Here is a 20,586-nt window from a genome sequence, read left to right as displayed (position 1 = left end):
CGAGAAAGTGGCACCGGTTTCACGAAAATCAGCGACGCTGCGTCAGTTACAGACAAGTTTGATAGGGAGATGACGGCATGAGCGAACGGGTCACGGCACTGAACATCGAACAGCCCGAATTGTCGGACGGCACCAAGGCCTATTTCGCCAAATGCGAGGAGAAGCTGGGTCTAGTCCCGAACGTCCTCAAATCCTACGCCTTCGATGAGAAGAAGCTGCGCGCCTTCACCGACATGTACAACGATCTGATGCTGGGCGATTCGGGCCTGTCCAAGCTCGAACGCGAGATGATCGCGGTCGCCGTCTCGTCGGTGAACCATTGCTACTACTGCCTGACCGCGCACGGCGCGGCGGTGCGCCAGCTTTCCGGCGATCCGATGCTCGGCGAGATGATGGTGATGAACTATCGCGCGGCCGAACTGTCGGCGAAGCAAAAGGCGATGCTCGATTTCGCGGTCAAGCTAACCGAGAGCCCCGACAAGATCGAGGAAGCCGACCGCAAGGCCCTGCGCGATGCCGGCTTCTCGGACCGCGACATCTTCGACATCGCCTCGACGGTGGGATTCTACAACATGTCGAACCGGGTGGCGGCGGCGATCGACATGCGCCCGAACGATGAGTACCACGCGATGGCGCGGTAGGGCGCGCCCTTCCTTCTCCCCTTCTGGGAGAAGGTGGCTGAGCGAAGCGAAGTCGGATGAGGGGTGTTCCAGCCTGGCACCGCCGCACACCCCTCATCCGCCCCTTCGGGGCACCTTCTCCCACAAGGGGAGAAGGGAAGAGCGCTTACTCCGCCTCGCTCTTCAGCGGCCGTGCCAGAAGCCGCGTCGCGGCATCCTGCATCGTGATGTGCCCGTCGATCAATTCGGCAGTCGCCTCGATGATCGGCGCGTTGACGCCGCGTGTCCGGGCGATCTCGAGCGCGATGCCGGCTGTCGCCGCGCCTTCGGCCAGCGCCAAACCTTCGCGCGACTTGCCCGCGCCAAGCGCCATGCCATAGGCGAAATTGCGCGACTGCGCCGAGCCGCAGGTCAACAGGAGATCGCCGAGCGCCGACAAGCCCATCAGCGTTTCGGGCCGCGCGCCGAAGGCGGCGCCGATGCGGCGCAATTCGACGAAGCCGCGCGTGATGGTCGCCGCCTGCGCGCTCGCGCCGAGCCCCGCGCCCGACACCGCGCCCGCGGCGATGGCGAGCACGTTCTTCAACGCGCCGCCGATCTCGACGCCGACCAAATCGTCGGTGGAATAGCAGCGGAAGGCCGGCGCGGAGAAGAGTTCGGCCAGCGCGAAGGCGCGGTCGCCGTCTTCGCACGCCACGGTCACCGCCGTCGGCAGACCGCGCACCACATCGGTGGCGAAACTCGGGCCGGAAAGGGCGCCGATCGGCGAGACAGGCAGGATTTCGGCGGCAATCTCGGAGACGAGACGACCGGTGGCGCGCTCGATGCCCTTCGCCGCCAGCACCAGCGGCACGCCCGACGACATGTGCGGAGCGGCGTCCGACAGCACCGCGCGCGTCGCCTGCGTGGGGATGACGCTCAGGATCGCGTCAGCACCGGAAAGCGTCGCGCCGAGATCGGTCGAGGCGACCAGTCCCTCGTCAAGCGCAACGCCCGGCAGATAACGCGGATTCTCGCGGCGCTCGTTGATGGCTGAAACCGTTTCCGCGTCGCGTGCCCACAGCCGCGTTTCGTGTCCGGCGCGGATCATCGTGACGGCCAGCGCCGTGCCCCAAGCGCCGCCGCCGAGGATCGCGATTTTCGCCCTCATGCCTTGGCTCCCCTCTTGCCCGAACCGATGACCGGCGCGGCGCCCTCGTCGAGCGGCCAGCGCGAGCGCGGGCTGAGCGCCATCGCATCCTCGCCTTCGATGCCTGCGCCGAGCCGTTCGAGCCCCGCCCAGGCGATCATCGCCGCATTGTCGGTGCAGAGCGCCAGCGGCGGCGCGATCAGTCGGAAGCCGGCGGCCGCGCAGGAGGCTTCGAGCGCAGCGCGGATCGCCTTGTTGGCCGCGACGCCGCCGGCGACGACCAGCACACGGTCCTCGATCGCGGGAAAGGCCGACAGCGCCTTGCCGAGTCGTTCCTGCAGCGTCTCGACGATGGCCCGCTGGAACGAGGCGCAGATGTCGGCGACGTCCTGATCTGACACCGGCGCGATGGAATTCGCCGCCTGTCGCACCGCCGTCTTGAGCCCCGAGAACGAAAAATCCGGCCGCGCCTCGCCGCGCAGCGGGCGCGGGAAGGCAAAGCGTTTTGCATTGCCGCGCGCCGCCCATTCCTCGACGCTGGGGCCGCCCGGATAGGGCAGGCCGAGAAGCTTCGCCGTCTTGTCGAACGCCTCGCCGAGCGCATCGTCTATGGTGGACCCGAGGCGGCGATAGTCACCGACGCCGCGCACCTCGACGATCTGCGTGTGGCCGCCGGAGACGAGCAGCAGCAGGTAGGGGAACGCCACGTCCTCGACCAGCCGCGCCGTCAGCGCATGGCCTTCGAGGTGGTTGACCGCGACCAGCGGTACGCCCGATGCGGCCGACAGCGCCTTCGCCGTCATCAGCCCGACGATCAGCCCGCCGATCAACCCCGGCCCGGCGGTGACGGCGATGGCGTCGAGATGGGAAAGCTCGACGCCCGCTTCGGCCAGCGCCGCCTCGATGACGCCATCGACGGCCTCGACATGGGCGCGGGCGGCGATCTCCGGCACCACGCCGCCGAAGGCCGCGTGGTCCTCGATCTGGCTCAGGACGATGTTGGACAGGATGCGCGGCGTGCCGTCCGGCGCGCGCTCGACCACCGCCGCCGCCGTCTCGTCGCAGCTCGTCTCGATGCCAAGCACGCGCATTTCGTCGCTACACCTTTTCGGAACGGGTCGTTCGGTTGCCGTTGCCGGCCATCGTCGCTAGGTAGGGGCGACCTATCATGGACGCCACTTGATGCAAACAGACCTGTTGAGGATCGGAACGCGCGGCAGCGCCCTTGCGCTGGCGCAGGCGGAAGAGACGCGCGCGCGCCTGATGGCCGCGCATGCCCTGCCGCAGGAGGCGCTCGAGATCGTCGTCATATCGACTTCCGGCGACCGCATCCAGGACCGTCCGCTCTCCGAGGCCGGCGGAAAGGGGCTGTTCACCAAGGAGATCGAGGAAGCGCTCCTGTCGGGCGCGATCGACATCGCCGTCCATTCGTCCAAGGACATGCCGACCGCGCTGCCCGAGGGGCTGGAACTCTCCTGCTTCCTCGAACGCGAAGACGTGCGCGACGCCTATATCGGCCGCGTAGCGCCGAAGCTCCTCGACCTGCCTGAAAATGCTGTTATCGGCTCGTCCTCGCTACGCCGACAGGCGCTGATCCGGCGCCTGCGCCCCGACATCGACGTCGTTCTCTATCGCGGCAACGTGCAGACGCGGCTGCGCAAGCTGGAGGAAGGCGTGGTAGACGCGACGCTTCTGGCCAATGCCGGCCTGAAGCGGCTCGGTCTCGCCCATGTCATCACCGAACTTCTGCCTGTCGAGACCTTTCCGCCCGCGCCGGGCCAGGGTGCGATCTGCATCGAAAGCCGCGTCGGTGACGCGCGCATCGGCAAGCTGCTCGAGCCCATCGGGCATCTGGCGACGACCGAGGCGCTGACCTGCGAGCGCGCGTTTCTGGCGACGCTCGACGGCTCCTGCCGCACGCCGCTTGCCGGCCATGCGCAGATCGGCGGCGAAGCGCTCTCCTTCTTCGGCATGATCCTGTCGCCGGACGGAAGGCATGTGCACGAAATCCGGGCCGAAGGCCGTGCCGTCGATGCCGCTTTGATCGGCGCAAAGGCCGGTGCCGACATCCGCGACCGCGCGGGGCCCGCCTTCTTCGAAAGCTGGAGCTGACGATGGCGCGGCGCGTGCTGGTGACCCGGCCCGAGCCCGGCGCCGCCGCCACCGCCGCGCGGCTGATCGAGCGCGGCTACGCGCCGGTCGTGCTGCCGTTGACCGAGATCGTGGCGCTGGAGCCAATCGCGCTTCCCGAACGCATCGACGCGGTCGTCGCGACGAGCGCCAACGCGTTTCGCCATGCGCCGGCTTCCCTGATGGAAAAGCTGCGCCACCTGCCGCTCCATGTCGTCGGCGCGAAGACCGCCGAGGCTGCAGGCCGCGAGGTCGTGTCGGTTGCACCCGATGCGAGGGCACTGGCGCAGATGCTTTCCGGCCGCCTTGCCGCAGCGTCGCATGTTCTGCACCTGACTGGCCGTGTCCGCCGTCCCGAACTCAGGCTTGCCCTTGAAGCACAGGGCCATCGGGTGACGGAAATCGAGCTCTACGACGCACGCGCCACCGAGTTCGCGCCAGGCGAAACCGGAACCAAACTGGGGTCGGAACCGTTTTGGGCCGCATTGGTCTATTCGCAGCGCGGGGGCGAAATTCTGGGTAGGATCGCTGCCAAGGCACCGTCCAGCTTCCAACCCACGGTCTTCGTGTGCATATCCGCCGAGGCGGCAGCAGGTCTGGCAGGGCGGCGTATCGGACTTGCCGCGACGCCCGATGAAGCGGGCATGATGGCAAAGCTTGCGGAACTTGATCAAAGCGCGGCCGCATCCGGGTAATTGGCTGCATATGGATAATTGAAGGGGAGTGGCATGTCGAAGACGCCGAAATCACGCTATTCGGAGCCGAAGAAGGCCGGATCGACCATCGACATCGACCCGAAGGACGTGACGCGTCTCGACAACAAGGCGGCCAACCCCGGCACCTCCGAGGAAAATATCAGCGACATCACCGACCCTGCCGCGATCGGCGCGGACAAGGCGGCGGCGGCTGCCGTTGAGGCCAAGACCGAGCCTATGATCGCCTCCAAGCCGGAGCCTGTGAAGGAAGCCAAGGCACCCACCGCCAAGGTGGAGGCTGCCAAGACCGACACAGCATCAGCATCCAAACCGATCGAGACGCCAAAGCCCGCTCCCAAGACTGATGCTCCCAAACCCGACACCAAACCAGCGACCCCGTCGGCCTTCGCCACCTCGCAGGCATCCTCCCCACGTCCCGCAACGGCGCAGGCCGATTCCAGGCGCGGCGGCAGCGCCCTGATGGGCGGCATCGTCGGCGGTCTGATCGTGCTCGCGCTCGGCGCCGGGCTGCAGGCCGCCGGCATCTGGCCCGGTACGCAACAGGGCAATGACGAGCAGGTCGCAGCGTTGCAGGCCGAGATCGAGACGTTGCGAGGCGAGATCGCGAATGCGGGCGCGTCGGAAGATGTGGCGGCGCTGCGCTCCGAATTCGAGGAACTGCGCTCCGCATCCGGCGACACTTCGGCGACCGACGACAGGCTTGCCGCGCTCGAACAAGCGATCGCCGCCGTCAGCGACGCGCCCGACGCCGAAGCTGCGCTCGCCGAGGTCGAACAGCAGCTTGCAAGCGCTGGTGAAGCATCGAGCGCCAATGCCGAACGGCTCGACGACATCGAGGCACGGCTAGGCGAACTCGAAAACAGCGGCGCGCAGCGCGTCATCGCGGCGTCGGCGCTGAAATCCGCGATCGATCGTGGCCAGCCCTTCGCGACCGAACTCGAAACCTATGCCGGTCTCGACGCCGACGCGGCGGAAGTCGGCGAGTTGCGCGACTTCGCGGCCGACGGCGTCGCCACGCGGGCGCAGATCGCGGAAGAAGTGGGACAGGCGGCACAGGCGATGGTCGCAGCTTCCAGCGGCGTCGACGAAAATGCCGGCATCATGGACCGCCTGTCGGCCAGCGCCCGCTCGCTCGTCCAGGTCCGCCCCGTCGGCATGGCCGAGGGCGAGGATGTCGGCGCGAAGGTCGCGCGGCTCGAAGCCTCGGTGCGCGCCGACGACTACGAGCGCGCCATCGCCGAATATGACGGCCTGCCGGAAAACGTTCAGGCCGCCGGTGCGGACTTCATGGCCAAGGTGCGCGCCCGCCATGCCGCCGACCAGTTGATCGACCGTGCTCTGACCACCGCGCTCCAGGGCGCCTGAGGGAACGAAACATCATGATCCGCATCCTGTTTTTCCTCGTTCCCGTCTTCATCCTCGGCTTCGCCTTCGCCTGGCTTGCCGACCGCCCGGGCGATCTGACGCTGACCTTCGGCGGCTACCAGATGCAGGTGAGCCTGCTCGTTGCCGCGATCCTGATCACCGCCGTCGTCGCCGCCGCAATGATCCTCTGGTGGCTGGTCAAGTCGATCGTCACCAGCCCGCACACGATCTCGCGCCACTTCCGCACCCGACGCCGCGACCGCGGCTACGAGGCGCTGTCGATGGGCATGATCGCGGCCGGCGCCGGCGATCCGGCGCTCGCGCGGCGCAAGAAGAAGGAGGCGCTGAAGCTCCTCTCCTCCGACCGCGAACCGCTGGTCCATCTCCTCGACGCGCAGGCGTCCTTGCTCGAAGGCGATCATCCGGGCGCGCGGCAGAAGTTCGAGGCGATGCTCGACAAGCCCGAGATGAAACTTCTCGGCCTGCGCGGCCTCTACCTCGAAGCCGAGCGCGTGGGCGATCGGCAGGCCGCGCGGCACTATGCCGAACGCGCCGTCGAAACCGCGCCGCAGCTTGCCTGGGCGTCCGGCGCGGCGCTGGAAGAAAAGTCTGAGGCAGGCGAGTGGGACGCCGCGCTGCGCCTCGTCGACACGCAGAAATCGACCCAGCAGATCGACCGCGAGACCGCCGAACGCCGCAAGGCGGTGCTGCTGACAGCCAAGGCCACCGAACTCCTCGATGCCGAACCAGTGCAGGCGAAGAACGCGGCTCTCGAGGCGCACCGCCTCGCGCCCGACCTCGTCCCGGCTGCAATCGTCGCGGCCAAGGCGCTGTTCCGCCTCGACGATCTGCGCAAGGGCGCGAAGATTCTCGAAGCCGGCTGGAAGCGCAACGCGCATCCCGAGATCGCCGACGCCTATGTCAATGCGCGCCTCGGCGATTCGACGCTGGATCGTCTGACGCGGGCGAAGAAGTTGCAGGCGCTGAAACAGAACAATCCCGAATCCGCGCTCGCAGTCGCCCGCGCCGCGCTCGCCGCCGGCGATTACAAGCTTGCCCGCGCGCAAGCCGAAGCCGCGATCCGGCAGGAACCGCGCGAAGGCGCCTATCTGCTTCTGGCCGATATCGAGGAGACTGAGACCGGCGACCAGGGCCGTGTGCGCCAGTGGCTCGGCAAGGCCGTCCGCGCACCGCGCGATTCGGCCTGGGTCGCCGACGGCTACGTCTCGGACCGCTGGGCGCCGCTCTCGCCGGTCACGGGCCGCCTCGACGCCTTCGAATGGCGCGCTCCGGTCGAGCGGCTCGGCCAAGTCATCGAGGCCGGCGACGAGGCACTCGCGATCACCCCCACCCTGCCCGCGCCGATCGAGCACGACGAGCACCGGCCGACGAAGCCGGTGGTCGCCGCCGAGACGGAGCCGGTCGAGGACATCATCGTCGAAGAACCGATGAAGACCGCGCCCGAGCCGGCAAGCGAGCCCGAAACGAAGCCGGCGAAGGCGGTGGCTCCGGTGGCCGTTCCCAAACCCGTCGCCACGGTCGAGCCTGACCCTGTCATCGAACCGACGCCGCCCGAAAAACCGGCCTCGAAACCCGAACCGGCCCGCCCCGTCGCCGCAAACGACGCCAAGGGCCCGGCTCCCGTCGCGGCGCTCGCTGCCGCTGCCGAGCCAGTAGCTTCTGCTCCGCTCGACGCCGAGATGATCGAGGACGAGACCGATCGACCGACCAGAATGCCGATCCCGGACGATCCGGGCGTCGAGGAAGGCGAAAAGCCGGCAGTGGAGAGTCGGTTCAGGCTGTTCTGAGGTTTGCGTGGGTGGTGGGTGCTGTTTTTGCGAAGGGGACCCCCACCCTTGATCCCTCCCCACAAGGGGAGGGAAGGCATCCACGTCGTGCCTCATCCTTTAATCCGGGACCAGCTTTGACGGATTGAACGCCGCGCCCACGGATTCCCTCCCCCTTGTGGGGAGGGATAAAGGGTGGGGGTCACTTCAGAAGAAACCAATCTCCTCCACCCCCACATCCAAACGATTGCCCGCATCTTGGCCTTTTGGCCGTCCTTGCGCTAAATGAAGGCATTCGGGCGCGATTCGCTGGTCGTGCCGCAAGGGACCTGACGCCGCCTCATGCTCGACCGCCTTCTTTCGCTTTTCCGTGACGTTCCCGCGGGCCGATCCGACACCGACCGCTCCGACGATCCGAGGGTGGCGGTTGCGGCGTTGATGTACCACATCATCGATGCGGACGGCGTGCGCGGCGCGGACGAAGCCGATGCGCTGCGCCGGACCATCGCGGAGGCCTACCGGCTTTCCGGCGACGAACTCGACCGCATCCTCGTCGCGGGCGAGACTGCCGAGCGGGACGCGGTCGATCTCTACGCCTTCACCAGTGTCATCAATCGGCATCTGGATTTGCCGGCAAGGCAGGAACTGATCTCGCTCCTGTGGGAAATGGTCTACGCCGATGGCGAGCGCCATGAACTGGAAGACAATCTCGTCTGGCGCGTTTGCGAACTCGTCGGCATCGACGGGCCGGAACGCGTGGCCCTGCGCCAGCGCGTCGCCGAACGCCTGCAATTCAGGAACGAAGACAACGGATAGACGAATGTTGCACGGACCGATCTCGAAAGACGCATCCCACAAGGGGAAGCAGATCCTGATCGTCCTGCATCAGGAGCATTCGAGCCCCGGCCGCGTCGGGCAGTTGCTCGCCGCCGACGGCTACCATCTCGACATCCGCCGCCCGCCTCTGGGCGATGCTTTGCCCGCCACGCTCGCCGACCACGAGGGCGTCGTGATCTTCGGCGGGCCGATGAGCGCCAACGACCCGGAAGAATTCGTCAAGCGCGAGACCGACTGGATCTCGGTGCCGCTGCGTGAGGAAAAGCCGTTTCTCGGCATCTGCCTCGGTGCGCAGATGCTGGTCAATCATCTCGGCGGCAAGGTCGGCGGGCGCGACGACGGTCATGTCGAGATCGGCTGGTATCCGATCGAGGCCACCGACGAGGCGCGCGCGCTGCCACTCGATTGGCCGTCAATGGTCTACCAGTTCCACCGCGAGGGTTTTTCGCTGCCTTCGGGCGCGAAACTTCTGGCGACCGCCGAATCCTACCCCAACCAGGCGTTCCGCTATGGCCACAATGCCTGGGGCATCCAGTTCCACGCCGAACTGACGCGCGTCATGATGCACAAATGGGTGGTCAAGGGCGCGCATCGCTTCGTCCTGCCCGGCGCTCAGCAGGGCCGCGACCATCTGCACGGCCGCATGCTGTGGGATCTGAAGCTCAAGGCCTGGCTCGACGGCTTTTTGAAGCTCATTTTCGACCGCGAGGCGTTCGAGGCGTCACATGCGTCCGTCGAGACGTCGCGCCTTTCTGAGTTCGGGAAATAGCCAGGCCCACAGGCCCGCGACGCCGACCGCGCCGATGCCGCCCAGCACCACCGCCGGCACCGTTCCAATCATGGCGGCCATCGTCCCGGCGCGGAACTCGCCAAGCTCGTTCGATGCACCGACGAACACCATGTTGACCGCATTGACGCGGCCGCGCACGCGGTCGGGTGTCCAGAGCTGGATCAGCGTCTCGCGGATATAGACCGAGATCATGTCGGCGGCGCCCAGAAGCGCCAGCGCGACGATCGACAGCCACGGAATGGTGGAAAGGCCGAAGATCGCGGTGAAGACGCCGAACAGGCCGACGAAGACGAACATGATGATGCCGGCATGGTCGCGGATCGGATGGCCCGCGAGCCAGATGGCGACGCCGATGGCGCCGATGCCCGGCGCGGCGCGCAGGAGCCCGAGGCCCCAGGGGCCGAGTTCGAGAATATCGCGCGCATAGACCGGCAGCAGCGCGACCGCACCGCCCAGAAGCACGGCGAAGAGATCGAGCGAGATCGCGCCGAGCACCACCTTTTCCGACCGGATGTAGCGGAATCCGGCGAAGATCGTCTCCAGCGACGGACGCTCGGTTTCGGTGTGCTGCTTCGGCTTGGGGATCGAGAAGATCAAGAGCGAGGCGATGCCCATCATCGCCGCCGCGGTGCCGTAGGCAGCCTCGCTGGCAAGGCCGTAGAGGAGGCCGCCGGCGACCGGCCCGACGATGGTCGCGGTCTGCCAGGCCGACGAGTTCCACGCCACGGCGTTGGCGAAATCCTTCGGCGGGACGAGATTGGCGACGAGCGAGGCGGAAGCCGGTCCGAAGAAGGCGCGCGCGACGCCGAAGACGAGCAGCACCGCGAAGACCGGCGCGGCCGAGCCGAGCCCGCGGACGGAAAGCCAGAGCAGCGCCGCGGCGCAGCCCATCTCGAGCAGCGACGCGAGCCCCATGACGAGCCGGCGGCCGAACCGGTCGGCGACCGCGCCCGTCACCAGCACGAGCAGCAAGGCCGGCGCAAATTGGACGAGGCCGACGAGGCCGAGATCGAACGGATCGCGCGTCAGATCGTAGACCTGCCAGCCGACCGCGACCGAGACGATCTGCGTCGCGAAGGTCATGAAGAACCGCGCCACCCAGAAGCGCAGATAGGAGGAATGGCGAAACGCCGCGTAGCGGTCGTCGGGATGCGCGGTTTCGGCTTCGGTCATGGGCGGGTCCGGATCGGCTGCACCGTCTGATAGACCCTTTCGCGCCCCGGCGCGCCTCTACCAAGCGGCTGGACCAGCGCTTCTCGCGCGCTTGCGCCATGCAACCTATCGGCGTCTTCAAGGTTTCGCTCATAGACGAAAAGGGGCGACAGGAATGGACGAGACGGGCAGGACGACGGGGCGCGGACGGAACGCGGACCGTCCTTCGGCAATCCCCGCAAGGGGCTGGAAGGACATCGCCTGGCGGGTCTGGGCCAACATCAACGAACATCGCGTCATGCTGATCGCCGCAGGCGTCACTTTCTACCTGCTGCTGGCGCTGTTTCCCGCGCTTGCCGCCTTCGTCTCGCTCTACGGCTTCGTCGCCGATCCGGTGACCGTCGGCGACCACATCTCGTTTCTGGGCGGCCTGCTCCCGTCGGCGTCGCTCGACCTCATCTATGCCCAGCTCGAGGCGCTCGCCGAGCAGCGGCCGGAGGCGCTGAGCTTCGGCTTCGTCCTCGGCTTCCTCATCGCCCTTTGGAGCGCCAATAACGGCATCAAGTCGATGTTCGAGGCGATGAACGTCGCCAATCAGGAGAACGAGAAGCGCTCCTTCGTGAGGCTGAACCTGAGCTCGTTCTGCTTCACGCTCGGCGCAATGTTCCTCGCCATCGCCTTCATCTTCACCGTCGGCGTGGTGCCCGCGATCCTCGCCCTTTTGCGCCTCGACGATTTCGGCCCGATGCTGATCGCGGCCCTGCGCTGGCCGGTCATGCTCGTCATCATCGTCACCGGCATCTCGCTGCTCTACCGGTTCGGCCCGAGCCGCGAGCAGGCCAAGTGGCGCTGGCTGTCCTGGGGCGCGTGCTTCGCCTCGGTCGTGTGGATCGTGACCTCATTCGGCTTTTCCTACTACCTGCAGAATTTCGCCGACTACAACGCGACCTACGGCTCGCTCGGCGCGGTCATCGGCTTCATGATGTGGACGTGGATTTCCGCCATGATCGTCATCGTCGGCGCCGAGATCAACGCCGAGATGGAGCACCAGACTGCCCTCGACACGACGACCGGCGCGGACCTGCCCATGGGCATTCGCGGTGCGACCATGGCCGACACGCTCGGCAAGCCGGCCGAGACCTTCGTTCCCGACGAACACATGAACGACGACGGCGCGCGGGCCGGCAAGGCCCATGTCGGCATCCTCGCCGCGGCAGCCGTCATCATGATGGCGATCCCGGTCCTGCATCGGGTGCGCTGACGCGCGGATGCGACGTCTTTGCAACAGAATTGCGACAATCTGTCCATCAGTCTGGAATAAGCGTTGCAGGGCTTCGTTCAATATCCGTTAAGTCGAATATTGAACGAGCTAACTATGACGTTCATCCAGCCGCGTACCAAAGCATGCACTGGGTGAGTATTTAGCTGTTGCTAATATGGATATTGCTGCGGATGGGCAGGCAAGTACTCGAATTGCGCGATGCTGTTCCCGTTTGTCGCGGCAATGCGCGAAATATCTACGACCTGCCCATTTATCCCGGCAGTGTCCTCAAGACCGTTCGCCCCGACAAGGTCGACGAGAACGGATTTCTCGCCGGCAAGAGCGCCATCAAGAAGGTACGTCTGGAGGGCTGCTATCACGGGTTTGCGCGCGAACTGCGCGAATTTCTGATCCAGTTTCGCAAACACCGTTGCGAGTCGGCGTTTTCACTTCCGATCGCTCATATTCACGGCATCGTCCAGACCGACGAGGGGGCCGGTCTTCTCGTCGAGAAGATCGTCGGAACAGATGGCGGTCTTGCACCGACGATCGGAAGCCTGCAAGCGTCCGGCACGCTTGCCAACAAGCACCGGCAGGCGCTCGAGACCATGTTCGAGCGCTGCCGGGAACTGCATATCGTCCTGAACGATATCCATGCCAACAACATCGTCTATACCGAGGCGCGCAACGGCATACCTGAATGCGTGTGCGTGGATGGCTATGGCGAGCGCGTCCTGATCCCGATTCAACGTTGGTCCAAATGGGTCAATCGGCGCAGGATCGACCAGATCGCACGCGATGCCGATCAATATCTCGGCGGGGATACGCGTTGCGAACCTTGGGGGCGGCAACGTCGAATGCGCCAGGCGGCTGCGCGCGCCTGAAGACTGGGTGCGCCGAGCGGGATCGAACCGCTGACATCGGCATGGCAAACTTGCTCTATTCCCACGGCATCCGCGTCGACCGCGTTCGATACCGGAACCTTATGACGGCGCCTCGGCTGTCTTGCGTCCACGCAGGCGCGCCCATAGCGGGGTCTGGCCGACGATGATCGCGATCAGCGAGAGGGTCAGGATCAGCGACAGCGGACTGGTGAAGAACTCGCCGGCGAAGATCATCACATCGTCGCGCGCGGAGATCATCGCACGCCTGTAGGAGACGTCCATCAGTGGCCCGAGGATAATGCCCAGGATGACCGGCGCGACGGGAAACCCGTACACTTTCAGGAAGTAGCCGAGAATGCCGAAGGCCAGCATCCAGTAGACATCGGTCACGCTGTTCTGCACCGCGAACGTGCCGACGACAGACAGGACGACGATGAGGGGCAGGATGATGCCCTTGGGCAGTTCCACGATCTTCGAGAAGAGCTTGATGCCGCTGAGGCCGAAGATCAGCAGGAAGATGTTGGCCAGCACGAGATTGCCGACGATGAACCAGAAGAGATGCGGCGTCTCGACCATCAGCAGCGGGCCGGGCTTCAGACCGTGGATATAGAGGGCGCCGATGATGATCGCCGTCACCGCGTCACCGGGGATGCCGAGCGTCAGCATGGGCACATAGGCGCCGCCGACCGCGGCGTTGTTGGCCGATTCGGGCGCCACAAGCCCTTCATAGGCGCCTTCGCCGAAGGGGCGCGACGGGTTCTTGACCGTCCGTTTCGCCTGGTCGTAGGCGAGCAGCGAGGCGATGTCTCCGCCCGTTCCGGGCAGCGCACCGATGGTCACGCCGATCGCGGACGACTGCAGCGAGAGCGGAAGGTATTTGCGGATCAGCGACCATTTTGGAATGACGCTGCCGACCTTCTGCTTGATTGCCGGCAGGTCGAAGGTCCGCAACTGATAGAGGACTTCGGCAACGCCGAAGAAGCCGATCATCGCGGCGACATAGGAGATGCCGCCCATCAGGCTGAATTCGCCAAAGGTGAAGCGCGCCTGCGCCGTCATCGGGTCCATTCCGACGAGGCCGATGACGATGCCCAGCGAAGCGGCGAAGATGCCCTTGGCGAGCGAACTCGCGGCCAGGCTGCCGACAAGCAGAATGCCGATGATGGCGATCAGCAGATAGTCGCGCGGCGCGAACATCAAGGCGAATTTCGAGATCACCGGCGCGGCCACCGCGAGCGCGATGATGCCCACGAAGCCCCCGATGACCGACATGACCGTCGAAAGGCCGATGGCCGGCCCCGCCTCGCCGCGCTGGGCGAGCGGATAGCCGTCGAGTGCGGTCGCGACAGCGCTTGGCGCGCCGGGAATGTTGAGCAGAATGGCGGTGCGCGAACCGCCATAGACGCCGCCCATATAGACGCCCGCGATCAGGGCCAGCGCGTCGTTCACGTCCCAGGTGAAGGTGAAGGAGATCAGGATCGATGCGGCCATCGTCACCGACAGGCCGGGTATGGCGCCGATATAGATGCCGGCGAACGTGCCGATCGCCGTCCAGACGAGCAGGCTGGGATCGAGCCATCCCATGAAGAAGTAGCCGAAATTCTCCATCAGAAGAATGCTCCCCTCGGCAGAACGACGACGAAGACGTAGCGGAACAGGCCGTAGATCACGGCGACCGAGACGGCGCTGATCACGAGCGTCAGCAAGAGCCGCTTGCGGTAGAGCAGGATCATGGCAGCCGACAGGAAGAGGTAGGAAGCGACGATGAAGCCGAGCGGCTGAAGGGCGAGCATGTAGCCGATGATCAGGGCCGCAAACGCCACGATGCGAAACGAGACCACGTCGCCGAAGAACTGCCGGCCATCGCCGCCGCCCTCTCGCCGGGCCGATTTCACGATGATGACGATCGCGGTCAACACCATCGTTCCCGTCGCCAGCATCGGGAAGACGCCGGCCGACGACAGCGACTTGAAGCCGGCGATCGACCACGCCTGATAGGCAAGGACGAGGCTGGCGATTGCCAGGAGGACATTGAAGATCGCGCTGCCGGGCGCTACGCCCTCGGGCGCGCGCTGATAGGCGGTGCTGCCGGTCTGGTCAGGCTCGTTCATGGGGTCCTCCCGCGGCAGCCATCCGCTTTTCGAGCGCTCGCAAGGTTCATCTGGCGCTCTGATCTTGCTGGGATTTCATTGCACCGTCCGCGCTCGTGGCACGAACGAGCGACCCGTCCGCCGCCAAGCGGCGGACAGGCCGTTGCGTCCGGGTCAGGGACGCGGGATGTTCAGTTCCTCGGGCGAGCGCTCGACTGCGCCGGCATCGGCCAGCGTCCAGACAGTAGCGGACTGCCACTGCTTCAAAAACGCGTTCGCCTCTTCACCTGATATGTTCATCGTGATGTTGGTGCGGTCGGCCATGAGCGTCTTGAAGGCGTCGGTGTCGGCCGCGGTCTTGAACGCTTCCGTGAGCTTGGCCTTGACGTCGTCCGGCGTGTCCGCCTTGACGAAGACGCCATAGAACGGGCCCCAGGGGAGCAGCGAGGAAAGCTCGGGATAGTCTTCGGTGATGGGCGGTACGCCCGGCAGCGCGTCGATCTCCTCGGCATTGAAGACCGCCAGCGGCTTGACCGTGCCGGCCTTGATCAATTCGGCTGCGGCGGAGGCGCCGACGGGCATGAAGTCGACATGACCGCCCTGAAGCGCAGTCAGGCCGGGGCCCTCGCCATCGAACGGAACGGCCGTCACCTCGTAATCCGCAACCGTCGAGAGCATCGCGCCGATGACGTAGGGAATGCCGCCAGGCCCAGTCGAGCCCATCTTGATCTCGCCCGGCCGGCTCTGCGCATCGGCGACGACATCGGCAAAGCTTTCCCACGGCGAATCCGGGTTCGTGACGATGACGCCGACGCCGCGGCCCAGGATGTTGACCGGATAAAACTGGTTGTAGTCGATCTCGCCGAGCCCCATCACGCCATGAAGCTGCGGGTTCTCCGCGCCGAAGAGGATCGTGTAGCCGTCGGACGGGGCCGAGGCGACATAGGTGGTCGAGATCGCGCCGGCTGCGCCGGCCTTGTTGAGCATGACGATCTTCTGGCCGAGCGCTTCTTCGGCGGCCGGCGTCACGGCGCGCGCGACGACATCGGTCGCCCCGCCCGCGCCCCACATGATGACACCCAGAAGCTCGCGCTCCGGATAGTCCTGCGCGACGGCCACGCCGACCGAGGCCGCCAGGCCGGCAGCCATTACGATGCTACGGATCATTTCATTCCTCCCAAATGGCAACGAGACACCATGCGGCAACCCGGCATTCAACGCAGGCGCGGACTTGCCCTCCCGCTAGCCGCATGCGTTCCGCCATTTACAAGCAGCGTGCGTGCAAACACAATTACCAAGATCGTCGAATGACATAACATCAGGTTAAGGTTGGCTCGAGATGCTGACGTTGCGACAGGTCGAAGTGGTTCGTGCGATCATGGTTTCGGGCTCCATCGCCGGGGCTGCACGCCATCTCAATGTTTCGCAGCCGGGCATCAGCCGCCTGATGAAGCATCTGGAAACCTCCCTCGGCATCAGGCTTTTCGTCCGCCGCGGCGGCCGCTACGTACCAGCGGAGGAGGCGCGCGCCGTGTTCGAGCAGATCAACGACGTGCATCGCAAGATCGACGACCTCCAGCTTGCGATCGACCGGCTCGCCCGGGGCAAGGATGTCGGGCTGCAGTTCGGATCGGTGCCCTCGATCGCCAACGTCATGGTCCCGCGCGCGGTGGTCGCGATGCAGAAGCGCTATCCCGACCTGCGGCTCAACATCGACATCATCAAGATCGAGGAAGCCGTGGACTATCTGATGCTGGCGCGCGGCGAGGTCGCGCTGATGAGCTACCGCCTCGACCACCCCTCGCTCGTCTTCGAGCCGCTGGCGACCGGCAAGCTCGTCTTCATCACCGCGCCCGACCACGAGGCCGCGCGGATGCCCAGCATTTCCGTTGCGCAGATCGCCCGCTACCCGCTCATCGGCATCGATCCGAACGACCCTTACGGCCGCATCATGGTCTCGCTCTTCGAGCGGCACGGCTTCGAATACAACATCCCGATCCGCGCGCGCTTCGGCACGACCGTGATGTCGCTCGTCGAACGCAATGCGGGCGTCGCCGTCATCGACACGTTCTCGGTCGCCGATATCGGCAGTGGGCGCCTTGCCGTGATCCCGATCGAGGAGGAAACGAGCTTTCAGACCTATTTCGCCACGCGGCGCGACAGCTCCATTTCCAGTTTCGCCGGCAGTCTCATTCAGGAACTCAAGAAATGCATGACCTCCGCGCCCGACGCGCCGGATTGAACCGTATCAAGAGAATGGCCCCCGGCGGCCCTCTCAACTCTCTCATGCAGGGAGGGCGCGTCTGTTCTGGATGAACGTCATCACAAGTGTCGGCGCGGCGATCAGGAGCGCGATCCCGGCAGTTTCCAGGTTCGACAGCCCGAGGCTCTGAACGCCCGGTGCGGCCAGCGCAAGTCCGCCGATTGCGAGCATGATCCGCATCGCGTAGCCCGGCGCTCCGTCCTGTATCGCACCCAGACCCGCGATGTATCCCTGAACGGCGGAGCCGATGAAGAGGACGCCGACGAGGGCGGTGACGAAGACCGCGCCGACTTCGAGCGGCGTGCCTTGCCCGATGAGCGCGGGATTGAGGACGAAGAAAAACGGAACGACGTAGATCACGCTGCCGAGGACACAGGCCGACGCCGCAGCCTTCATCGGGCTGACGCCCGCGATCGTCGCCGCCGCGAAGGCGCCGAGCGCGACCGGCGGCGTGATGAAGGACACCATGCCCCAGTAGAGAATGAAGAGGTGCACGGCCAGCGGGTCGAGGCCCGACTGCACCAGTGCCGGCGCCAGGACGATGGCGAGGAAGATGTAGCAGGCGGTGACCGTCATACCCATGCCGAAGATGAACGCCGTCGCGGCGCCCATGATCAGCAAGGTCAGCGTTCCGTCGCCGGCGAGGAAGACGAGATCGTTGACCAGCGTGCCGGCGAGGCCGGTTGCCGAAAACGCCCCGACGATCATGCCGACGGCCAGCAGCAGCGCCACGAGTTCCGCGAGCGAACGGCCGATCGAGACGAGCAGATCGGCGAAGCCGCCGATGGAAAGCCGCGTCGACGGCCAGATCTGGTTGATGATCAGGAGCAGCGCCGTCGCATAGAACGGCGCCAGCGTTTCCTGCCGCAGGCCGATCATGACGAAGATCAGGACTGCGAACACCGCGATGTACTGCCAGCCCTCCGCGAAGGTTTGCCGGAATGTCGGCAGTTCGCTCTCGGGCATGCCCTTGAGGTTGCGCTTGGCGGCATAGGCGTCAAGCTGGACGAACAGCGCGAAATAGAAGAGGACCGACGGAATGATGGCGGCAATGGCGATCTCGACATACGGCCGGCCGAGGAACGACGCCATGATGAAGGCGGTCGTGCCCATGACGGGCGGCATCAATGTCCCGCCCGTCGAGGCGCAGGCTTCGGTGCCGGCGGCATAGCGCGCGGAAAACCCGGCGCGCTTCATCGCAGGTATCGTGACCACGCCTGTCGTCAGCACGTTGGAGATGACGCTTCCCGACATCGACCCCATGAAACCCGAGGCAAAGATCGCGACCTTCGCCGCGCCGCCGCGGAATCGGCCCACGAGCGCGAGCGCCAGATTGTTGAAGAACCTGCCACCGCCGGTGAACTGAAGCGCCGCCCCGAAGACGATGAAGCCGATGACGAGTTGCCCGAAAGCCCGCATCGGAATGCCGAACGAGCTTTCGGCGGAAATGATGTGGAATGCGATCGTCTCGTTGAGCGGAGACGGAAATCCCGAGATCGGGCCCGGCATCTTGTCGGCGACGACCGGATAGAGCGAGAACAGCAGCACCAGCACGAAGATGATGAGGCCGCCGGTGCGGCGGGCGCCTTCGAGAATGAGCGCCCACATGACGAAGCTCAGATAGGTCGCGAGCGGCGGTGCGCCGTACTCCCAGCCTTGAAGAAGGCTGGTCTGGGCCGTGTAGGCGAAATATCCCGACACGCCCGCACTGGCTGCGGCGAGGATGAAGTCGTACCAGGGAATCCGGTGGCTCGGCGCGCCCGCGAATGCCGGGAACGCGATGAACGTCATGGCCAGGAAGATGCCGGACAGGACGTACAGATATTGCGGATCGAGGATGGTGGTCGGCAGCAGCCGAAGGTTGAAAAGCTGATTGACGGCCAGCGCGATCGCCGCAAGCGTCGCGAGCGCCAGCACCCAGCGTATCGAGCCCGGAACGAGGCGATAGCGCAGCTCCTGGGCGATCTCTTCCTTCGCGTGGTCCTGCAGGACCGCTGTTTCCGCGAGAGACGCGCTCTTGGCGCCTCCCGTCAAATGCTGACCGGTCATCGCAGGGTTCCCGTGCTGGAAGCAGACAAATGAAGGCCCCGCGCGGGCCTCCACTTCCTTGGCCGTTGGGCTATTCGAAGACCACGCTCAGCCCGGCTTCTTCCAGCTTCTGGGCGCGAACTTCCATCCAGCGCGCCTCGAAGTCCGCCTCCGCGACCTCTTCGCCCTGCATCTCCTCCCAAGCCGCGGCTAGGACGCCCTGTCGCTCGATCAGGGCGTCGTTGTGCGCGTCGTGCTCTTCGGTCCAGACGCCCGCCTCGCGGAAATACTCCACCGCGCCTTCATGATAGGGCACCGCCCAGGCGAACACCTGATTGTCCAGCGCCCAGCCGTTGATCCCCGGCGCGCTGTCCTGATAGGTCGGGTAGAGTTCGACCATGGCCTTCGTCATGTTGTAGACGAGACTTGTGTCCTGCTCGGCATAGGTCGTCAGCACCGGGTAGGGATAGGTCGCCGCCTCGTTGACGTTGTCCGCCCCCATCGCGGCGCCTTCGGTGCCGTCATTGGGAATGAAGAACGGCGCCCGTTCCTGAAGGCGCTGCCAGCCCTCCGTGTCGTCATGCGGCAAAGGCGGCCAGAACAGGCCGCGGGGCGAGGCTTCGAGCTGATAGGCCTGGCCCGATGTCGAGGCGGCAAACGCCGCGTCCGCCTGGTCGTTTATGATCGCCTCCCAGGCCGCGCCGAAGCCCGAGAACTCGACGCGCTCCACGTCGTCCCATGTCAGGTTCGCAAAGGCCAGGATCGCCGTGATGTTCTCGTTCAGCGACGGTGCGCCGACGACGTAGGCGACCCGTTTGCCGGCCAGGTCCGCGATGGTCTCGATGCCCGCATCCGCCGCGACGCCGATGCCGAGATTGCCGTCGCCATTGGCCGCCAGAAGCAGGCGAACCGCCTGCGGGCCCCAATCCGCGCCGCCGAATTCGAAGACACCCTCCTGCGCGAGATAGGATGCGCCGACGCCCGTCGCGGAGAACTGGACGCGGCCCTGGCGCAGGGGAACCTGACGCGAAACGTCGTTGCGTCCGGGCAGCACGCGCAGGTCGATGCCCAGTTCGTTCTTCAGCGCGCCGCCGATGGCGACCGCCTGATTGTAGCCGCCAGAGCCGACATCATAGGCGGTCCAGGCAAGCTGGCCGGGCAGTTCGATATCCTGCGCCGATGCCTGCCCCGTTCCGGCGAAAACGCAAAGAATGCCGGCCGCGACCGCTGTGCGGGAACGCAATGAAATTCCGATCATGAATGCTCCTCCTCTGTGGTCTTCCAAATCGTCGGATTCCGCGTGATCGAACCGAACCTCCCCGGTCGCACGCAGCTCTCAATGTGGATGGCAATCGTCGGGCGGAAGGATGCCGGTGGCGGCTCGACACCTTTGGCGGCTTGAAAATTCATCCGCGGAATTGCCCGGTCTGCGCCTTACTCCTCCCATTTCGACCATTGCATCCCGTCCAGCTTTTGTCCAACGCGGCTCAATGCAACCCGATCAATTTCAACGGCGTGCCAGTTATCTGTCGAA

18 protein-coding genes are annotated in these 20,586 nt (G+C 65.6%); 10 read left to right on the top strand and 8 right to left on the bottom strand.

Annotation, left to right across the window (positions count from 1 at the left end):
- Nucleotides 1-77 precede the first annotated feature (77 nt).
- Nucleotides 78-641: a peroxidase-related enzyme gene (locus tag ACT6QU_RS08825; protein WP_444564047.1), complete on the top strand. Its 564-nt coding sequence runs from the start codon at nucleotides 78-80 to the stop codon at nucleotides 639-641.
- Between the two features lie 145 nt (nucleotides 642-786).
- On the opposite strand, the gene ACT6QU_RS08820 is transcribed toward ACT6QU_RS08825, so the two are convergent.
- Nucleotides 787-1,770: an NAD(P)H-dependent glycerol-3-phosphate dehydrogenase gene (locus ACT6QU_RS08820; protein ID WP_444564048.1), complete on the bottom strand. Its 984-nt coding sequence runs from the start codon at nucleotides 1,768-1,770 to the stop codon at nucleotides 787-789.
- Entirely contained in the window at nucleotides 1,767-2,840 is a 1,074-nt protein-coding gene (gene tsaD / locus ACT6QU_RS08815; RefSeq protein ID WP_444564049.1) for a tRNA (adenosine(37)-N6)-threonylcarbamoyltransferase complex transferase subunit TsaD, read from the bottom strand. Before tsaD ends, ACT6QU_RS08820 begins: the two co-directional genes overlap by 4 nt.
- A gap of 91 nt (nucleotides 2,841-2,931) precedes the next feature.
- On the opposite strand from tsaD, the gene hemC reads away from it, so the two are divergent.
- From hemC to ACT6QU_RS08785, 6 genes are all read left to right on the top strand, one after another.
- Nucleotides 2,932-3,861, top strand: coding sequence for a hydroxymethylbilane synthase (gene hemC, locus ACT6QU_RS08810; RefSeq protein WP_444564050.1), 930 nt, complete (start codon nucleotides 2,932-2,934; stop codon nucleotides 3,859-3,861).
- Nucleotides 3,862-3,863: 2 nt separating this feature from the next.
- On the top strand, nucleotides 3,864-4,574 hold the full coding sequence (locus ACT6QU_RS08805; RefSeq protein WP_444564051.1) for a uroporphyrinogen-III synthase: 711 nt from the start codon (nucleotides 3,864-3,866) through the stop codon (nucleotides 4,572-4,574).
- A gap of 33 nt (nucleotides 4,575-4,607) precedes the next feature.
- The gene (locus ACT6QU_RS08800) at nucleotides 4,608-5,960 is read left to right on the top strand and encodes a hypothetical protein (protein WP_444564052.1); all 1,353 of its coding nucleotides are present in this window, start codon (nucleotides 4,608-4,610) and stop codon (nucleotides 5,958-5,960) included.
- 14 nt (nucleotides 5,961-5,974) lie between these two features.
- The gene (locus ACT6QU_RS08795; RefSeq protein WP_444564053.1) at nucleotides 5,975-7,768 is read left to right on the top strand and encodes a heme biosynthesis HemY N-terminal domain-containing protein; all 1,794 of its coding nucleotides are present in this window, start codon (nucleotides 5,975-5,977) and stop codon (nucleotides 7,766-7,768) included.
- Nucleotides 7,769-8,089: 321 nt separating this feature from the next.
- Nucleotides 8,090-8,563 (top strand): tellurite resistance TerB family protein, encoded by a 474-nt coding sequence (locus ACT6QU_RS08790; protein WP_444564054.1) that lies wholly within the window; start codon nucleotides 8,090-8,092, stop codon nucleotides 8,561-8,563.
- A gap of 4 nt (nucleotides 8,564-8,567) precedes the next feature.
- Nucleotides 8,568-9,353, top strand: a complete 786-nt coding sequence (locus tag ACT6QU_RS08785) for a glutamine amidotransferase (protein WP_444564055.1) — start codon at nucleotides 8,568-8,570, stop codon at nucleotides 9,351-9,353.
- Here ACT6QU_RS08785 and ACT6QU_RS08780 read toward each other — a convergent pair.
- Nucleotides 9,306-10,547, bottom strand: coding sequence for an MFS transporter (locus ACT6QU_RS08780; protein ID WP_444564056.1), 1,242 nt, complete (start codon nucleotides 10,545-10,547; stop codon nucleotides 9,306-9,308). The genes ACT6QU_RS08785 and ACT6QU_RS08780 overlap by 48 nt on opposite strands.
- Nucleotides 10,548-10,701: 154 nt before the next feature.
- Here ACT6QU_RS08780 and ACT6QU_RS08775 point away from each other — a divergent pair, with 154 nt between their 5' ends.
- Nucleotides 10,702-11,787, top strand: a complete 1,086-nt coding sequence (locus ACT6QU_RS08775; RefSeq protein ID WP_444564057.1) for a YihY/virulence factor BrkB family protein — start codon at nucleotides 10,702-10,704, stop codon at nucleotides 11,785-11,787.
- 191 nt (nucleotides 11,788-11,978) lie between these two features.
- Nucleotides 11,979-12,671 carry a YrbL family protein gene (locus ACT6QU_RS08770; RefSeq protein ID WP_444564143.1) on the top strand — a complete coding sequence of 231 codons (693 nt, stop codon included), beginning with the start codon at nucleotides 11,979-11,981 and terminating at the stop codon, nucleotides 12,669-12,671.
- A 99-nt stretch (nucleotides 12,672-12,770) separates the two neighbouring features.
- Here the strand turns inward: ACT6QU_RS08770 and ACT6QU_RS08765 are convergent, their stop codons facing one another.
- The 3 genes from ACT6QU_RS08765 to ACT6QU_RS08755 form a co-directional block, all read right to left on the bottom strand.
- Entirely contained in the window at nucleotides 12,771-14,279 is a 1,509-nt protein-coding gene (locus tag ACT6QU_RS08765; RefSeq protein WP_444564058.1) for a tripartite tricarboxylate transporter permease, read from the bottom strand.
- Nucleotides 14,279-14,782, bottom strand: a complete 504-nt coding sequence (locus tag ACT6QU_RS08760) for a tripartite tricarboxylate transporter TctB family protein (protein WP_444564059.1) — start codon at nucleotides 14,780-14,782, stop codon at nucleotides 14,279-14,281. Before ACT6QU_RS08760 ends, ACT6QU_RS08765 begins: the two co-directional genes overlap by 1 nt.
- Before the next feature lie 153 nt (nucleotides 14,783-14,935).
- Entirely contained in the window at nucleotides 14,936-15,928 is a 993-nt protein-coding gene (locus ACT6QU_RS08755; protein WP_444564060.1) for a Bug family tripartite tricarboxylate transporter substrate binding protein, read from the bottom strand.
- Between the two features lie 172 nt (nucleotides 15,929-16,100).
- Here ACT6QU_RS08755 and ACT6QU_RS08750 point away from each other — a divergent pair, with 172 nt between their 5' ends.
- Nucleotides 16,101-17,003 (top strand): LysR family transcriptional regulator, encoded by a 903-nt coding sequence (locus tag ACT6QU_RS08750; RefSeq protein WP_444564061.1) that lies wholly within the window; start codon nucleotides 16,101-16,103, stop codon nucleotides 17,001-17,003.
- Nucleotides 17,004-17,045: 42 nt separating this feature from the next.
- On the opposite strand, the gene ACT6QU_RS08745 is transcribed toward ACT6QU_RS08750, so the two are convergent.
- The gene (locus tag ACT6QU_RS08745; RefSeq protein WP_444564062.1) at nucleotides 17,046-19,073 is read right to left on the bottom strand and encodes a TRAP transporter permease; all 2,028 of its coding nucleotides are present in this window, start codon (nucleotides 19,071-19,073) and stop codon (nucleotides 17,046-17,048) included.
- Nucleotides 19,074-19,143: 70 nt separating this feature from the next.
- On the bottom strand, nucleotides 19,144-20,310 hold the full coding sequence (locus ACT6QU_RS08740; RefSeq protein WP_444564063.1) for a TAXI family TRAP transporter solute-binding subunit: 1,167 nt from the start codon (nucleotides 20,308-20,310) through the stop codon (nucleotides 19,144-19,146).
- Between the last annotated feature and the right edge of the window lie 276 nt (nucleotides 20,311-20,586).

The organism is Aliihoeflea sp., from assembly GCF_052435475.1.
Classification (GTDB): domain Bacteria; phylum Pseudomonadota; class Alphaproteobacteria; order Rhizobiales; family Rhizobiaceae; genus Aliihoeflea.
This window is presented reverse-complemented; position numbering and strand designations above follow the sequence as displayed.

Coding starts and splice junctions, on each gene's coding strand:
- ACT6QU_RS08825 (WP_444564047.1), top strand. CDS start 78: ATGAGCGAACGGGTCACGGCACTGAACATCGAACAGCCCGAATTGTCG.
- ACT6QU_RS08820 (WP_444564048.1), bottom strand. CDS start 1,770: ATGAGGGCGAAAATCGCGATCCTCGGCGGCGGCGCTTGGGGCACGGCG.
- tsaD (WP_444564049.1), bottom strand. CDS start 2,840: ATGCGCGTGCTTGGCATCGAGACGAGCTGCGACGAGACGGCGGCGGCG.
- hemC (WP_444564050.1), top strand. CDS start 2,932: ATGCAAACAGACCTGTTGAGGATCGGAACGCGCGGCAGCGCCCTTGCG.
- ACT6QU_RS08805 (WP_444564051.1), top strand. CDS start 3,864: ATGGCGCGGCGCGTGCTGGTGACCCGGCCCGAGCCCGGCGCCGCCGCC.
- ACT6QU_RS08800 (WP_444564052.1), top strand. CDS start 4,608: ATGTCGAAGACGCCGAAATCACGCTATTCGGAGCCGAAGAAGGCCGGA.
- ACT6QU_RS08795 (WP_444564053.1), top strand. CDS start 5,975: ATGATCCGCATCCTGTTTTTCCTCGTTCCCGTCTTCATCCTCGGCTTC.
- ACT6QU_RS08790 (WP_444564054.1), top strand. CDS start 8,090: ATGCTCGACCGCCTTCTTTCGCTTTTCCGTGACGTTCCCGCGGGCCGA.
- ACT6QU_RS08785 (WP_444564055.1), top strand. CDS start 8,568: ATGTTGCACGGACCGATCTCGAAAGACGCATCCCACAAGGGGAAGCAG.
- ACT6QU_RS08780 (WP_444564056.1), bottom strand. CDS start 10,547: ATGACCGAAGCCGAAACCGCGCATCCCGACGACCGCTACGCGGCGTTT.
- ACT6QU_RS08775 (WP_444564057.1), top strand. CDS start 10,702: ATGGACGAGACGGGCAGGACGACGGGGCGCGGACGGAACGCGGACCGT.
- ACT6QU_RS08770 (WP_444564143.1), top strand. CDS start 11,979: ATGGGCAGGCAAGTACTCGAATTGCGCGATGCTGTTCCCGTTTGTCGC.
- ACT6QU_RS08765 (WP_444564058.1), bottom strand. CDS start 14,279: ATGGAGAATTTCGGCTACTTCTTCATGGGATGGCTCGATCCCAGCCTG.
- ACT6QU_RS08760 (WP_444564059.1), bottom strand. CDS start 14,782: ATGAACGAGCCTGACCAGACCGGCAGCACCGCCTATCAGCGCGCGCCC.
- ACT6QU_RS08755 (WP_444564060.1), bottom strand. CDS start 15,928: ATGATCCGTAGCATCGTAATGGCTGCCGGCCTGGCGGCCTCGGTCGGC.
- ACT6QU_RS08750 (WP_444564061.1), top strand. CDS start 16,101: ATGCTGACGTTGCGACAGGTCGAAGTGGTTCGTGCGATCATGGTTTCG.
- ACT6QU_RS08745 (WP_444564062.1), bottom strand. CDS start 19,073: ATGACCGGTCAGCATTTGACGGGAGGCGCCAAGAGCGCGTCTCTCGCG.
- ACT6QU_RS08740 (WP_444564063.1), bottom strand. CDS start 20,310: ATGATCGGAATTTCATTGCGTTCCCGCACAGCGGTCGCGGCCGGCATT.